The 15,082-nt window shown below is 61.3% G+C and carries 10 protein-coding genes; 8 read left to right on the top strand and 2 right to left on the bottom strand.

The annotated features are described in order from the left end of the window. Nucleotides 1–107 precede the first annotated feature (107 nt). Nucleotides 108–1,532: an exodeoxyribonuclease I gene (gene sbcB, locus FHW76_RS02465; protein ID WP_023340484.1), complete on the top strand. Its 1,425-nt coding sequence runs from the start codon at nucleotides 108–110 to the stop codon at nucleotides 1,530–1,532. A 105-nt stretch (nucleotides 1,533–1,637) separates the two neighbouring features. Here the strand turns inward: sbcB and fusA are convergent, their stop codons facing one another. Then, entirely contained in the window at nucleotides 1,638–3,740 is a 2,103-nt protein-coding gene (gene fusA, locus FHW76_RS02470) for an elongation factor G (protein ID WP_008804137.1), read from the bottom strand. A gap of 240 nt (nucleotides 3,741–3,980) precedes the next feature. Between fusA and FHW76_RS02475 the strand changes: the two genes are divergently transcribed. After that, nucleotides 3,981–4,289: a helix-turn-helix transcriptional regulator gene (locus tag FHW76_RS02475; protein WP_008804136.1), complete on the top strand. Its 309-nt coding sequence runs from the start codon at nucleotides 3,981–3,983 to the stop codon at nucleotides 4,287–4,289. 16 nt (nucleotides 4,290–4,305) lie between these two features. Here FHW76_RS02475 and nifJ read toward each other — a convergent pair whose 3' ends face one another. Then, nucleotides 4,306–7,821 (bottom strand): pyruvate:ferredoxin (flavodoxin) oxidoreductase, encoded by a 3,516-nt coding sequence (gene nifJ / locus FHW76_RS02480; protein WP_086070865.1) that lies wholly within the window; start codon nucleotides 7,819–7,821, stop codon nucleotides 4,306–4,308. Between the two features lie 403 nt (nucleotides 7,822–8,224). Here nifJ and nifH point away from each other — a divergent pair, with 403 nt between their 5' ends. The 6 genes from nifH to nifE all read left to right on the top strand — a co-directional run bounded on the left by nifH (nucleotide 8,225) and on the right by nifE (nucleotide 15,076). After that, nucleotides 8,225–9,106 carry a nitrogenase iron protein gene (gene nifH / locus FHW76_RS02485; RefSeq protein WP_004203553.1) on the top strand — a complete coding sequence of 294 codons (882 nt, stop codon included), beginning with the start codon at nucleotides 8,225–8,227 and terminating at the stop codon, nucleotides 9,104–9,106. Between the two features lie 16 nt (nucleotides 9,107–9,122). After that, nucleotides 9,123–10,571, top strand: a complete 1,449-nt coding sequence (nifD, locus tag FHW76_RS02490) for a nitrogenase molybdenum-iron protein alpha chain (protein ID WP_012541112.1) — start codon at nucleotides 9,123–9,125, stop codon at nucleotides 10,569–10,571. A 55-nt stretch (nucleotides 10,572–10,626) separates the two neighbouring features. Further along, complete coding sequence (gene nifK / locus FHW76_RS02495) at nucleotides 10,627–12,189, top strand: nitrogenase molybdenum-iron protein subunit beta (RefSeq protein ID WP_117117014.1); 1,563 nt, start codon at nucleotides 10,627–10,629, stop codon at nucleotides 12,187–12,189. 39 nt (nucleotides 12,190–12,228) lie between these two features. Next, nucleotides 12,229–12,447 carry a putative nitrogen fixation protein NifT gene (gene nifT, locus FHW76_RS02500; RefSeq protein ID WP_004203557.1) on the top strand — a complete coding sequence of 73 codons (219 nt, stop codon included), beginning with the start codon at nucleotides 12,229–12,231 and terminating at the stop codon, nucleotides 12,445–12,447. A 10-nt stretch (nucleotides 12,448–12,457) separates the two neighbouring features. After that, on the top strand, nucleotides 12,458–13,120 hold the full coding sequence (locus tag FHW76_RS02505) for a NifB/NifX family molybdenum-iron cluster-binding protein (RefSeq protein ID WP_039104102.1): 663 nt from the start codon (nucleotides 12,458–12,460) through the stop codon (nucleotides 13,118–13,120). Between the two features lie 582 nt (nucleotides 13,121–13,702). Further along, nucleotides 13,703–15,076 (top strand): nitrogenase iron-molybdenum cofactor biosynthesis protein NifE, encoded by a 1,374-nt coding sequence (gene nifE / locus FHW76_RS02510; RefSeq protein ID WP_012541110.1) that lies wholly within the window; start codon nucleotides 13,703–13,705, stop codon nucleotides 15,074–15,076. The last annotated feature ends 6 nt before the right edge of the window (nucleotides 15,077–15,082 follow it).

Genomic DNA, 15,082 nt, shown 5'->3' on the forward strand with positions numbered 1-15,082 from the left:
CAAGAAAATATGACACAGCAGAGGAAGTTGCTTGCCGTTACCCTTCTGATGACCGGGCAAATCGTTTACCATACCGGTCGCACGCCACCACGGATAATGAACAGACTATGCAAGATAGCGTCAACCAGCCCGGATTTTTATTCCACGATTATGAAACCTTCGGCACCAGTCCTTCCCTCGACCGGCCGGCGCAGTTCGCCGCCATCCGCACCGACGCGGAGCTGAACGTGCTCGGCGAGCCCGAGGTGTTTTACTGCAAGCCCGCTGACGATTATCTGCCGCAGCCGCAGGCGGTGATGATCACCGGGATCACCCCGCAGGAAGCGCTGGCCAAAGGGGATAATGAGGCCGCGTTTGCCCGCCGCATCCACGATCTGTTCACGGTGCCGCAAACCTGTATCGTCGGCTATAACAACGTGCGCTTTGATGACGAAGTGACGCGGAATATCTTTTATCGCAACTTCTATGACCCTTATGCCTGGAGCTGGCAGCACGATAACTCGCGCTGGGATCTGCTCGACGTGATGCGCGCCTGCTATGCCCTGCGTCCGGAAGGGATCACCTGGCCGGAGAATGACGAGGGTTTGCCCAGCTTCCGGCTTGAACATCTGACCGTCGCCAACGGTATTGAACACCAGAACGCCCATGATGCGATGGCCGATGTGTACGCCACCATCGCCATGGCGAAGCTGGTGAAAACCCAGCAGCCGCGGCTGTTTGATTATCTCTACAGCCACCGCAATAAGCGCAAGCTGGCGACGCTCATTGACGTGCCGCAGATGAAACCGCTGGTGCATGTCTCCGGCATGTTTGGCGCCGCGCGCGGCAACACCAGCCTGGTGGCGCCCCTGGCCTGGCATCCGGAAAACCGCAATGCGGTGATTATGGTCGATCTGGCGGGCGATATGGCGCCGCTGCTGGAGCTCGATGCCGATGCCTTGCGCGAGCGGCTTTACACCCCGCGCGCCGAGCTTGGCGATCTGCCGGCGGCGCCGATCAAGCTGGTGCATCTCAATAAATGTCCGGTTCTGGCTCAGGCCAATACCCTGCGCCCGCAGGATGCCGACCGGCTGGGGATCTCCATTCAGCGCTGTCTGGAGAATGCCCAGCTGCTGCGGGCGAATCCGCAGGTGCGCGAGAAAGTAGTGGCGGTCTATGCCGAAGCCGAGCCGTTCGTGCCGTCCGAAAACGTCGACGCCCAGCTTTACAATGGGTTCTTTAGCGATGCCGACCGCGCGGCGATGAAAATCGTGCTGGAAACCGAACCGCGCAATCTGCCGGCGCTGGATATTACCTTCGCCGATAAGCGTATCGAACGCCTGCTGTTTAACTATCGGGCGCGCAACTTCCCCGGCACGCTCGATGAACATGAGCAGCAGCGCTGGTTAGAGCACCGTCGTCAGGTGTTTACGCCAGAGTTTTTGCAGGCCTATGCCGATGAGCTGCAGATGCTGTATCAGCAGTATGCGGATGATAAAGAGAAGCTGGCGCAGCTGAAGGCGCTGTGGCAGTACGCACAGGATATTGTCTGATTGGCTGACATTCCCGGGTTGCGGCTAACGCCTTACCCGGGCTACAAACGATGGCTGGACTCGTAGCCCGGGTAAGACGCCTCGCGTCGCCCCCGGGAACGTTGCTTAGCTTTTCGCGCGGCTGGCGATGATTTCATCCGCCACATTACGCGGCGCTTCCGCGTAATGGTGGAACTCCATGCTGTAGGTTGCCCGTCCCTGAGACATCGAGCGCAGCGTGGTGGAATAACCAAACATCTCCGCCAGCGGCACGTCGGCGCGGATGATCTGGCTGCCGAAGCGCTCTTCCATCCCCTGCACCATCCCGCGACGGGAAGAGAGATCGCCCATAATATTCCCGGCGTACTCTTCCGGCGTCTCCACCTCGACGTGCATCACCGGCTCAAGGATCACCGGATCCGCTTTGCGCGCGCCTTCCCGGAAGCCAAAGATCGCCGCCATGCGGAACGCCATCTCCGAGGAGTCCACGTCGTGGTACGACCCGAAGGTCAGGGTCGCTTTCACGTCAACCACCGGATAGCCCGCCAGCACGCCGGTGCCCATCGCTTCGCGCAGTCCTTTCTCCACGGAAGGGATGTACTCGCGCGGCACCACGCCGCCTTTGGTGGCGTCCTCGAAGACGAAACCGCTGCCCGGCTCCAGCGGCTCCAGGGTCAGCACGACGTGCCCGTACTGCCCTTTGCCGCCGGACTGGCGCACAAATTTGCCTTCCACGTCCGTCACTTTCTTGCGCAGGGTTTCGCGGTAGGTGACCTGCGGACGACCAATGTTGGCCTCGACGCCAAACTCGCGCTTCATCCGGTCGACAATGATCTCCAGATGCAGCTCGCCCATGCCGGAGATAATCGTCTGGCCAGACTCTTCATCGGTATGTAGACGGAACGACGGATCTTCCGCCGCCAGCCGCTGCAGCGCGATGCCCATTTTCTCCTGATCCGCTTTGGTCTTCGGCTCGATGGCCAGCGAAATCACCGGCTCCGGAAACTCCATCCGTTCGAGGGTAATGATCGCATCCGGATCACACAGCGTATCACCGGTGGTCACATCCTTCAGACCGACGCAGGCCGCGATATCCCCGGCGTGCAGTTCGTCAACTTCGTGGCGGTCGTTGGCCTGCATCAGCACGATACGCCCGATGCGCTCTTTCTTGCCCTTCACCGGGTTCCACACCGCATCGCCTTTTTTCAGCGTCCCGGAGTAGACGCGGATAAAGGTCAGCTGGCCGACGTAGGGGTCGGTCATCAGTTTGAACGCCAGCGCCGACAGCGGCTCATCGTCGCTCGGATGGCGTTCCGCCGGCTGGCCTTTCTCATCAACGCCTTGTATCGCCGGAATATCCAGCGGCGACGGCATCAGCTCCACCACCGCATCGAGCATGCGCTGCACGCCTTTGTTTTTAAAGGCGCTCCCGCAGAGCACCGCCTGGATTTCCCCCTTCACCGTGCGCTGGCGCAGACCGGCAACGATCTCCGCCTCGTCCAGCTCACCGGTTTCCAGGTATTTATCCATCAGCTCATCGCTGGCTTCCGCCGCCGCCGAGACCATTTTCTCCCGCCACTGCTGTGCCGTCGCCAGCAGATCGTCAGGAACGGGGCCATAGCTGAAGGTCATGCCCTGGGTGGCGTCATCCCACAGGATGGCGCGCATTTTCACCAGATCGACAACGCCGGTGAAATGCTCTTCGGCGCCAATGGGGATCACAATCGGCACCGGGTTAGCCTTCAGACGGTCGATCATCATCTGCACCACGCGGAAGAAGTCCGCGCCGGGGCGGTCCATCTTGTTGACGAAGGCCAGCCGCGGAACGTGGTATTTATTCGCCTGGCGCCAGACGGTCTCCGACTGGGGCTGCACCCCGCCGACGGAGTCATACACCATCACCGCGCCGTCGAGCACGCGCATGGAACGTTCCACCTCAATGGTGAAATCCACGTGCCCCGGGGTGTCGATGATATTGATCCGGTGCGGCTCGAAGCTGCGGTCCATACCCGGCCAGAAGCAGCTTACCGCCGCCGAGGTAATGGTGATCCCGCGCTCTTGCTCCTGGGCCATCCAGTCGGTGGTTGCCGCGCCATCGTGTACTTCACCCAGCTTATGGCTCATCCCGGTGTAAAACAGGATGCGCTCGGTGGTGGTGGTTTTACCGGCATCGATATGCGCGGAGATACCGATGTTGCGATAACGTTCGAGGGGGATGGGTCGGGGCATGATGCGTCCTTAGTCGTTTTGACTGTCAGTCTGCGGTCGGAATGATCCGCAGTTCATTTAACTGCCGCCTATCATAGTACAACTGTACGAGTATATTCGAACTATTTTTGCTATTATTACGATTGGTCAGGTTGCGGCGGCGCGCGTGGCATCAGAACCGGAGTTTGGGTATAGTAGCCGCCAGCCGCCGATATGGGCTGCGGCTGCCATGCGCCGCGCCACCGCCGACACAGGATTATTATGATCGCCAATCACCCCGAACGAGAACAAATTCGCCTGGAAAATGTCCTTTCCGCGCTCGGTAACCCACTGCGACTGGAGATCATCCGCACGCTGGCCGACGGCAGCGAGCTGAGCTGCAACGCTCTGCGCCAGGAAGAGGTGGCCAAGTCCACCATGACCCACCACTGGCGCGTCCTGCGCGACAGCGGTGTGATCTGGCAACGGCCTCAGGGACGGGAGAACATGATTTCGCTGCGCCGGGAAGATCTGGACGCCCGTTTTCCCGGCCTGCTGGATACGCTGCTGAACGTCATGCAGCAGCCGTGAATCGCTAACCGACAGCCTACTCCTCTCCCGCCAGCCGCTGATACTGCCTGAAACGGGCCCGGGCATCGTCCTCCGTTTGCCGGAACAGCGCGTCCGCCAGATCCGGCGTGGTTTTATGCAGCGCGGCATAGCGCACCTCGCCGAGCAAAAAGTCGCGGAAACTCTCTTCCGGCTCTTCGGAGTCCAGTATAAACGGCGTTTTGCCCTCGGCTTCCCGCTGCGGATGATAGCGCCACAGGTGCCAGTATCCCGCCTCCACCGCCCGCTTCGCCTCGCGCTGACTGCAGCGCATCCCGGCTTTCAGGCCGTGGTTGATACAGGCGGCATAGGCGATCACCAGCGACGGTCCCGGCCAGGCCTCGGCCTCGGCGATGGCCCGCAGGGTCTGATCTTTATCGGCGCCCATGGCGATCTGGGCGACGTAAACATTGCCATAGCTCATCGCCATCATGCCGAGATCTTTTTTACGCGTACGTTTCCCCTGAGCGGCAAATTTGGCGATCGCCGCCACCGGGGTCGACTTGGACGACTGGCCGCCGGTGTTGGAGTAGACCTCGGTATCAAACACCAGAATATTGACGTCTTCCCCACTGGCCAGCACATGATCGAGGCCGCCGAAGCCGATATCGTAGGCCCAGCCGTCGCCGCCGAAGATCCACTGCGAACGCCGGACGAAATAGTCGCGGTTCTGCCAGAGCTGCTCCAGCAGCGGGACGCCCTCTTTTTCCGCCGCCAGCAACGCACTGAGGCGGTCCGCGCGCTCGCGGGTCCCCTCCCCCTCATCCTGCTGCGCCAGCCACTGCCGCATCGCGGCGTGAAGCGCGTCGCTGACCGGCAGCGCCAGCGCGGCGGTCAGCTCCTCGGCGATCTGTTGGCGGATCGCCTGGCCGCCAAGCATCATGCCGAGACCGAACTCGGCGTTATCCTCAAACAGCGAGTTTGCCCACGCCGGTCCGTGGCCGCGATGGTTGGTGGTATAGGGCATCGAAGGCGCGCTGGCGCCCCAGATCGAAGAGCAGCCGGTGGCGTTGGCGATCAGCATCCGGTCGCCAAACAGCTGGGTGATAAGCCGGGCATAGGGCGTTTCTCCGCAACCCGCGCAGGCGCCGGAAAACTCCAGCAGCGGCGTTTCGAACTGACTGCCTTTGACCGTCGTTTTGCGAAACGGGTTATCTTTTGGCGCCAGTCCCAGGGCGTAATCCCAGACCGGAGCCATCGCACGCTGGCTGTCGAGGGAGACCATCTGCAGCGCCTTGCCGCGCGACGGGCAGCTCTCCACGCAGTTGCCGCAGCCGGAGCAGTCCAGCGGCGAGATAGCCAGATGATAGTGATAGTCTTTGGCCCCCTGGGCGGGTTTACTCAGCAGCCCGGCGGGAGCCGTGTCCTGCTCTTCAGCGCTCAGTAACGCCGGGCGGATCGCCGCATGCGGGCAGACAAAGGCGCACTGGTTACACTGGGTACAGCCGTCAGGCTGCCAGACCGGCACCTCCAGCGCGATGCCGCGCTTCTCCCAGGCGGCGGTGCCGGAGGGAAAGGTGCCGTCTTCCATCCCGGCGAAGGCGCTCACCGGCAACAGGTCGCCACGCTGGCGGTTCATGGGCTGCAGGATATCGCGGATGAAGTCCGGCATCAGGGCGCTCGCCTGCGGTGCCGGCGCCTCGAGGGTCGCCCAGTGGGCGGGTACCGTCACCCGGTGCAGCGCCGCCATCCCCAGCTCGATAGCCCGCTGGTTCATCTCAATGACGCTCGCCCCTTTGCTGCCATAGCTTTTCTCCACCGCCTGCTTGAGATAGTCTGCCGCCGTTTGCGGATCGATAATCGCCGTCAGCTTAAAGAACGCCGCCTGCATCAGCATGTTAAAGCGCCCACCGAGGCCCAGCTCGCGGGCAATGTCCACCGCATTAAGGGTATAAAAGTCGATCTTTTCCTGCGCCAGATAGCGCCGGACGCTGACCGGCAGGTGCTGCTCCAGCTCTGCCTCCGACCAGCTGCAGTTGAGCAGAAAGGTGCCTCCCGGCTTCAGCCCCTCCAGCAGGTCGTAGCGGTCGACATAGGATTGCTGAGAGCAGGCGATAAAATCGGCTCGGTGGATCAGGTAGGGCGAGGTGATCGGCCGATCGCCAAAGCGCAGGTGCGAAACGGTGATCCCTCCGGACTTTTTCGAGTCGTAGGAAAAGTAGGCCTGGGCGTAGAGTGGCGTGTTATCGCCGATGATCTTGATGGCGCTTTTGTTCGCCCCGACGGTGCCGTCCGAGCCCATCCCCCAGAATTTACAGGCGGTGATCCCGGCATGGGAGACCGCCAGCGGTTCCTGCCGGGCGGGCAGCGAGGTAAAAGTGACATCATCGACAATACCCAGGGTAAAGCCGTCCTTCGGCTGCGGCTGCCTGAGGTTGTCAAACACCGCGGCGATATCGTTGGGCAGCACGTCCTTACCGCCGAGCGCGTAGCGGCCGCCGACGATCAGCGGCGCATCGTCGCGTTGATAGAAGGCGTTCTTGACGTCGAGGCACAGCGGTTCCGCCTGCGCCCCCGGCTCTTTGGTGCGGTCAAGGACGGCAATACGCTGCACGCTGCCGGGCAGTTGCGCGAAAAAGTGCGCCAGCGAGAACGGCCGATAGAGATGGACGCTGAGCAGCCCCACCTTCTCCCCCGCCGCATTCAGCGTCTCCACCACCTCCTGGACGGTGTCGCACACTGAGCCCATGGCGATAATCACCCGCTCGGCATCCGGCGCGCCGTGGTAATTAAACAGGTGATATTCCCGCCCGGTCAGCGCGGTGATCTTCGCCATATAGCTTTCCACCAGATCGGGCAGTGCGAGGTAGAAGCGGTTACCCGCCTCCCGCTCCTGGAAGTAGATATCCGGATTTTGCGCGGTGCCGCGGATCACCGGATGATCCGGGTGCAGCGCCTGCCGACGAAAGCGCTCCAGCGCCGGCCGGTCCAGCAGCGTCGCCAGTTGCTCATACGCCAGCACCTCAATCTTCTGTATTTCGTGCGAGGTGCGAAAGCCGTCGAAAAAGTTGATAAACGGGATCCGCCCGGCGATCGCCGCCAGGTGCGCCACCGCCGACAGGTCCATCACCTGCTGAACGTTATTCTCCACCAGCATGGCGCAGCCGGTCTGGCGTACCGCCATCACGTCCTGATGGTCGCCAAAAATATTCAGCGAATTGGTCGCCAGCGCCCGCGCGCTGACGTGAAAAACACCCGGCAGCAGTTCACCGGCAATTTTGTACAAATTGGGGATCATCAGCAGCAGCCCCTGCGACGCGGTGTAGGTGGTGGTGAGCGCTCCCGCCTGCAGCGCGCCGTGCACCGCCCCGGCGGCACCGGCTTCGGATTGCATTTCCATCAGGCGCACCGGCTGGCCAAACAGATTCTTTTTCCCCTTAGCGGCCCATTCATCGACATTTTCCGCCATCGGCGTGGAGGGGGTGATGGGGTAGATGGCCGCCACGTCGGTAAAGGCGTAGGAGATCCAGGCCGCCGCCGTGTTGCCATCCATTGTTTTCATGTTTCCGGACATCGTTCAATCCTCAAAGGTGAGCGTTCTCTTTACCGCGGCAGCCCGCGGCAAACCCTGTCACCTCTCCAAGCACAGCCTGTGCCAGCTCGCGAATTGCCGCCTGTCACTCATCAATTCAACAGGTTAAGGGAAGAAATGCGCAGGCCCGTCCGGCGGGATTGCGGGGAATAAGACACTGTGCGCGACAAGCTGTTGAACAGGTGACAAAGCGCCGCGCCGGGCCCGTGGCGGGAAATTGTTCTGTTTCGCACATTTGGTAGCGTTATTGTGCCGTTTGCTCAGCCTCCCGGCGCGGCTGCTTTAAAAAAAACCATTATTTATCAAATAACTGAGCAAAAATTCGCAGCTGGTACGTTCCCTGCACTTCTCTGCTGGCAAACACTCAACAACAGGAGAAGTCACCATGACCATGCGTCAATGCGCTATCTACGGTAAAGGCGGTATCGGTAAATCCACCACCACCCAGAATCTCGTCGCGGCCCTCGCCGAGATGGGTAAGAAAGTGATGATCGTCGGCTGCGATCCGAAAGCGGACTCCACCCGTCTGATCCTTCACGCTAAAGCCCAGAACACCATCATGGAGATGGCGGCGGAAGTGGGCTCGGTCGAGGATCTGGAGCTCGAAGACGTGCTGCAAATCGGCTATGGCGATGTCCGTTGCGCCGAATCCGGCGGCCCGGAGCCAGGCGTCGGCTGCGCCGGACGCGGGGTGATCACCGCCATCAACTTCCTCGAGGAAGAAGGCGCCTATGAAGAAGATTTGGATTTCGTCTTCTATGACGTCCTCGGCGACGTGGTCTGCGGCGGCTTCGCTATGCCGATCCGCGAAAACAAAGCCCAGGAGATCTACATCGTCTGCTCCGGCGAGATGATGGCGATGTATGCCGCCAACAATATCTCCAAAGGGATCGTGAAGTACGCCAAATCCGGCAAGGTGCGCCTCGGCGGCCTGATCTGTAACTCGCGCAAAACCGACCGGGAAGACGAACTGATCATCGCCCTGGCGGAGAAGCTTGGCACGCAGATGATCCACTTCGTTCCCCGCGACAACATTGTGCAGCGCGCGGAGATCCGCCGGATGACGGTGATCGAGTACGACCCGACCTGTCAGCAGGCCAACGAATATCGTCAACTGGCGCAGAAGATCGTCAATAACACCAAAAAAGTGGTGCCGACGCCGTGCACCATGGACGAGCTGGAATCGCTGCTGATGGAGTTCGGCATCATGGAAGAAGAAGACACCAGCATCATTGGTAAAACCGCCGCTGAAGAAAACGCGGCCTGAGCACAGGATCCTCACCATGACCAACGCAACAGGCGAACGTAACCTTGCGCTCATCCAGGAAGTCCTGGAGGTGTTTCCCGAAACCGCGCGCAAAGAGCGCAGAAAGCACATGATGATCAGCGATCCGCAGATGGAGAGCGTCGGCAAGTGCATTATCTCGAACCGTAAATCGCAACCCGGGGTGATGACCGTGCGCGGCTGCGCCTATGCGGGCTCGAAAGGGGTGGTGTTTGGGCCAATCAAAGACATGGCCCATATCTCGCACGGCCCCATCGGCTGCGGCCAGTATTCGCGCGCCGGACGGCGCAACTACTATACCGGCGTCAGCGGTGTCGACAGCTTCGGCACCCTGAACTTCACCTCTGATTTTCAGGAGCGCGATATTGTTTTCGGCGGCGATAAAAAGCTGACCAAACTGATCGAAGAGATGGAGCTGCTGTTCCCGCTGACCAAAGGGATCACCATCCAGTCGGAGTGCCCGGTGGGCCTGATCGGCGATGACATCAGCGCCGTGGCCAACGCCAGCAGCAAGGCGCTGGATAAACCGGTGATCCCGGTGCGCTGCGAAGGCTTTCGCGGCGTATCGCAATCGCTGGGCCACCATATCGCCAACGACGTGGTGCGCGACTGGGTGCTGAACAATCGCGAAGGGCAGCCGTTTGCCAGCACCCCGTATGATGTTGCCATCATTGGCGATTACAACATCGGCGGCGACGCCTGGGCCTCGCGCATTCTGCTGGAAGAGATGGGGCTGCGCGTAGTGGCGCAGTGGTCCGGCGACGGCACCCTGGTGGAGATGGAGAACACCCCATTCGTTAAGCTTAACCTCGTCCACTGCTACCGTTCGATGAACTATATCGCCCGCCATATGGAGGAGAAACATCAGATCCCGTGGATGGAATATAACTTCTTCGGCCCGACCAAAATCGCCGAATCGCTGCGCAAGATCGCCGATCAATTTGATGACACCATTCGCGCCAATGCGGAAGCGGTGATCGCCAAATATGAGGGGCAGATGGCGGCCATCATCGCCAAATATCGCCCGCGGCTGGAGGGGCGCAAAGTGCTGCTGTACATGGGGGGGCTGCGACCGCGCCACGTCATCGGCGCCTATGAGGATCTCGGGATGGAGATCATCGCCGCCGGCTACGAGTTTGCCCATAACGATGATTACGACCGCACCCTGCCGGACCTGAAAGAGGGCACCCTGCTGTTTGACGATGCCAGCAGCTATGAGCTGGAGGCCTTCGTCAAAGCGCTGAAACCTGACCTCATCGGCTCCGGGATCAAAGAGAAATATATCTTCCAGAAAATGGGGGTGCCGTTCCGCCAGATGCACTCCTGGGACTATTCCGGCCCCTATCACGGCTATGACGGCTTCGCCATCTTTGCCCGCGATATGGATATGACCCTGAACAATCCGGCGTGGAACGAACTGACTGCCCCGTGGCTGAAGTCTGCGTGATTGCCCCTTCACTGTCCCGTCAGTCCACCGATTTGTGGCGCGGGAGGAGAACACCATGAGCCAAACGATCGATAAAATTCACAGCTGTTATCCGCTGTTTGAACAGGATGAATACCAGACCCTGTTCCAGAATAAAAAGACCCTTGAAGAGGCGCACGACGCGCAGCGTGTGCAGGAGGTTTTTGCCTGGACCACCACCGCCGAGTATGAAGCGCTGAACTTCCAGCGCGAGGCGCTGACCGTCGACCCGGCCAAAGCCTGCCAGCCGCTCGGCGCCGTACTCTGCGCGCTGGGGTTCGCCGGCACCCTGCCCTACGTGCACGGCTCCCAGGGCTGCGTCGCCTATTTTCGCACCTACTTTAACCGCCATTTTAAAGAGCCGGTCGCCTGCGTCTCCGACTCCATGACCGAGGACGCGGCGGTGTTCGGCGGCAACAACAACATGAATCTGGGCCTGCAGAATGCCAGCGCGCTGTATAAACCCGAGATTATCGCCGTCTCCACCACCTGTATGGCCGAGGTGATCGGCGACGATCTGCAGGCGTTTATCGCCAACGCCAAAAAAGAGGGATTTGTTGACGACAGCATCGCCATTCCTTACGCCCATACCCCCAGCTTTATCGGCAGCCATGTCACCGGCTGGGACAATATGTTCGAAGGGTTCGCGAAGACCTTTACCGCTGACTACGCCGGGCAGCCGGGCAAACAGCAAAAGCTCAATCTGGTGACCGGATTTGAGACCTATCTCGGCAACTTCCGCGTGCTGAAGCGGATGATGGCGCAGATGGATGTCCCGTGCAGCCTGCTCTCCGACCCATCAGAGGTGCTCGACACCCCCGCCGACGGCCATTACCGGATGTACGCCGGCGGCACCAGCCAGCAGGAGATCAAAACCGCGCCGGACGCCATTGACACCCTGCTGCTGCAGCCGTGGCAGCTGGTGAAAAGCAAAAAGGTGGTTCAGGAGATGTGGAACCAGCCCGCCACCGAGGTGGCCGTTCCGCTGGGCCTGGCCGCCACCGACGCCCTGCTAATGACCGTCAGTCAGCTGACCGGCAAACCGATCGCCGACGCTCTGACCCTGGAGCGCGGCCGGCTGGTCGACATGATGCTGGATTCCCACACCTGGCTGCATGGCAAAAAATTCGGCCTCTACGGCGATCCGGATTTCGTGATGGGGCTGACGCGCTTCCTGCTGGAGCTGGGCTGCGAGCCGACGGTGATCCTCAGTCATAACGCCAATAAACGCTGGCAAAAAGCGATGAAGAAAATGCTCGATGCCTCGCCGTACGGTCAGGAAAGCGAAGTGTTCATCAACTGCGACCTGTGGCACTTCCGGTCGCTGATGTTCACCCGTCAGCCGGACTTTATGATCGGTAACTCCTACGGCAAGTTTATCCAGCGCGATACCCTGGCAAAGGGCAAAGCCTTCGAAGTGCCGCTGATCCGTCTGGGCTTTCCGCTGTTCGACCGCCATCATCTGCACCGCCAGACCACCTGGGGCTATGAAGGCGCAATGAACATCGTCACGACGCTGGTGAACGCCGTGCTGGAAAAACTGGACCACAACACCAGCCAGTTGGGCAAAACCGATTACAGCTTCGACCTCGTTCGTTAACCATCAGGCGCCCCGCCGCAGGCGGGGCCAGGAGGGAGTATGCCCATCGTGATTTTCCGTGAGCGCGGCGAGGCGCTGTATGCCTATATCGCCAAACAGGATCTGGAGGCCCGGGTGCTCCAGGTCGAACATGACGAGACGGACCGCTGGGGCGGCGCGATTGCCCTCGAAGGGGGACGTCGCTACTACGTCAATCCGCAGCCGGGGCGACCCGTCTTCCCGATAAGCCTGCGCGCCACTCGCAGCACGCTGCTATAAGGAGCTGGAAATGTCCGACAACGATACCCTTTTCTGGCGTCTGCTGGCGCTGTTCCAGACGCTGCCGGAGCTGCAGCCGGTGCAAGTCGTTGACTGGCTGGCGCAGGAGTGCGGCGAAACGTTGACCCCGGCACGGTTAACCACCCTGACGCAGCCTCAGCTGGCCGCCAGCTTTCCTTCGGCGACGGCGGTGATGTCCCCGGCCCGCTGGGCGCGGGTCATCGCCTGCCTGCAGGGGGTGCTGCCCGGCCATTTGCGCATCGCCCGCCCCCCTCAGCGAACGCCGCAGCTGCGGGTCGCTTTTTGCTCGCAGGATGGCCTGGCCATCAATGGTCATTTTGGCCAGAGCCGGCTGTTTTTTATCTATGCCTTCGATGACCAGGGCAGCTGGCTGGCGGATCTGCGCCGCTATGCGTCTTCTTCTGCGGCGTCGGACGCCAGCGAGATGCGCGCCAGGCTGCTGGAGGATTGCCATCTGCTGTTTTGTCAGGAGATTGGCGGGCCTGCCGCCGCGAGGTTGATCCGCCATCAGATCCATCCGATGAAAGCGCCGCCGGGCACGACGATTCAGGCTCAGTGCGACGCGGTAAGCACGATGCTGGCCGGTCGGCTGCCGCCGTGGCTGGCGAAGCGCCTCAACCGGGATAACCCTCTGGAGGAACGTGTTTTTTAATCGTTGCGTTTTGCTTGTTGCCCGCCGACCCCGCGGGCCTTTTTTTGCCCCCGCAGGGAACATTCTTTCAGCAAGGCAAGCGCCGCAGGACAGGGACAAAAGTAACAGCCGGGGGTTGGGCGCATCAGGAAAATTGGCGAGAACGCAGGCGCGCATCCAGGACTGGCCGCCAGGACGGCGGCCAGAGGGCGGTCGAGACAAGGATGTCGAGTCCGCCCGTTCCGCCAGATGAAGCCGGAGTGGAGCGGACCGCGCAGCGGCAATTTTCAGCGCCATGCTGGGGGTCATGGGGGGCGGGCGAAACGCCCCCCATGCCGTTCACCCGCAGAGGGCGCAATGAAATAGTGAGGAAGGTCAGTGAACGGAATATTCCACCTTATCGACCCTTCCCGTCATTCGCCAATATGCGGCAATACTGTCGCGGTAAATCCAGTTATCAGCGCGATAAATCATGCCTTCCCCCTGTTTGATTGTTGCCTTTGTCGCAAAACCCACAACCCTTTTCCCTTAAAAATCAATCTCCCTCTCCCTGGAGCGCGAATTGCATCACCTCTCCGGTCTCCCACCGTCAACGAGGTCACTATGAAGGGAAAGGAAATTCTGGCGCTGCTGGACGAACCCGCCTGCGAGCACAACCAGAAGCAAAAATCCGGCTGCAGCGCCCCTAAGCCCGGCGCTACCGCCGGCGGCTGCGCCTTCGACGGCGCGCAGATAACGCTCCTGCCCATCGCCGACGTCGCGCACCTGGTGCACGGCCCCATCGGCTGCGCGGGCAGCTCGTGGGATAACCGCGGCAGCGTCAGCGCCGGCCCGGCCCTAAACCGGCTCGGCTTTACCACCGATCTTAACGAACAGGATGTGATTATGGGCCGCGGCGAACGCCGCCTGTTCCACGCCGTCCGTCACATCGTCGACCGCTATCATCCGGCGGCGGTCTTTATCTACAACACCTGCGTACCGGCGATGGAGGGGGATGACCTGGAGGCCGTCTGCCAGGCCGCACAGACCGCCACCGGCGTCCCGGTCATCGCCATTGACGCCGCCGGTTTCTACGGCAGTAAAAATCTTGGCAACCGAATGGCGGGCGACGTGATGCTCAGGCAGGTGATTGGCCAGCGCGAACCGGCCCCGTGGCCGGACAACACGCCCTTTGCCCCGGCCCAGCGCCACGATATCGGCCTGATTGGCGAATTCAATATCGCCGGCGAGTTCTGGCAGGTCCAGCCGCTGCTGGATGAGCTGGGGATCCGCGTCCTCGGCAGCCTCTCCGGCGACGGCCGCTTTGCCGAGATCCAGACCCTGCACCGGGCGCAGGCCAATATGCTGGTGTGCTCGCGCGCGCTGATCAACGTCGCCCGGGGGCTGGAGCTGCGCTACGGCACGCCGTGGTTTGAAGGCAGCTTCTACGGGATCCGCGCCACCTCCGACGCCTTGCGCCAGCTGGCGACGCTGCTGGGGGATGACGACCTGCGCCGCCGCACCGACGCGCTAATCGCCCGCGAAGAGCAGGCGGCGGAGCAGGCCCTGGCGCCTTGGCGCGAGCAGCTCCGCGGGCGCAAAGTGCTGCTCTATACCGGCGGCGTGAAATCCTGGTCGGTGGTCTCGGCCCTGCAGGATCTCGGCATGACCGTGGTGGCCACCGGCACGCGGAAATCCACCGAGGAGGACAAACAGCGGATCCGTGAGCTGATGGGCGACGAGGCGGTGATGCTTGAGGAGGGCAATGCCCGCACCCTGCTCGACGTGGTGTACCGCTATCAGGCCGACCTGATGATCGCCGGCGGACGCAATATGTACACCGCCTGGAAAGCCCGGCTGCCGTTTCTCGATATCAATCAGGAGCGCGAGCACGCCTACGCCGGCTATCAGGGCATCATCACCCTCGCCCGCCAGCTCTGTCTGACCCTCGCCAGTCCCGTCTGGCCGCAAACGCATACCCGCGCCCCGTGGCGCTAGGAGAAC

It is taken from the genome of Klebsiella sp. RC2 (assembly GCF_014192815.1).
In the GTDB taxonomy this organism is placed as follows: Bacteria; Pseudomonadota; Gammaproteobacteria; order Enterobacterales; family Enterobacteriaceae; genus Klebsiella; species Klebsiella variicola.

What these genes read in the sequence shown, in the direction of transcription:
- nifJ (WP_086070865.1), bottom strand. Translation starts at nt 7,821, where the DNA reads ATGTCCGGAAACATGAAAACAATGGATGGCAACACGGCGGCGGCCTGG.
- fusA (WP_008804137.1), bottom strand. Translation starts at nt 3,740, where the DNA reads ATGCCCCGACCCATCCCCCTCGAACGTTATCGCAACATCGGTATCTCC.
- sbcB (WP_023340484.1), top strand. Translation starts at nt 108, where the DNA reads ATGCAAGATAGCGTCAACCAGCCCGGATTTTTATTCCACGATTATGAA.
- nifH (WP_004203553.1), top strand. Translation starts at nt 8,225, where the DNA reads ATGACCATGCGTCAATGCGCTATCTACGGTAAAGGCGGTATCGGTAAA.
- nifE (WP_012541110.1), top strand. Translation starts at nt 13,703, where the DNA reads ATGAAGGGAAAGGAAATTCTGGCGCTGCTGGACGAACCCGCCTGCGAG.
- nifT (WP_004203557.1), top strand. Translation starts at nt 12,229, where the DNA reads ATGCCCATCGTGATTTTCCGTGAGCGCGGCGAGGCGCTGTATGCCTAT.
- FHW76_RS02475 (WP_008804136.1), top strand. Translation starts at nt 3,981, where the DNA reads ATGATCGCCAATCACCCCGAACGAGAACAAATTCGCCTGGAAAATGTC.
- FHW76_RS02505 (WP_039104102.1), top strand. Translation starts at nt 12,458, where the DNA reads ATGTCCGACAACGATACCCTTTTCTGGCGTCTGCTGGCGCTGTTCCAG.
- nifD (WP_012541112.1), top strand. Translation starts at nt 9,123, where the DNA reads ATGACCAACGCAACAGGCGAACGTAACCTTGCGCTCATCCAGGAAGTC.
- nifK (WP_117117014.1), top strand. Translation starts at nt 10,627, where the DNA reads ATGAGCCAAACGATCGATAAAATTCACAGCTGTTATCCGCTGTTTGAA.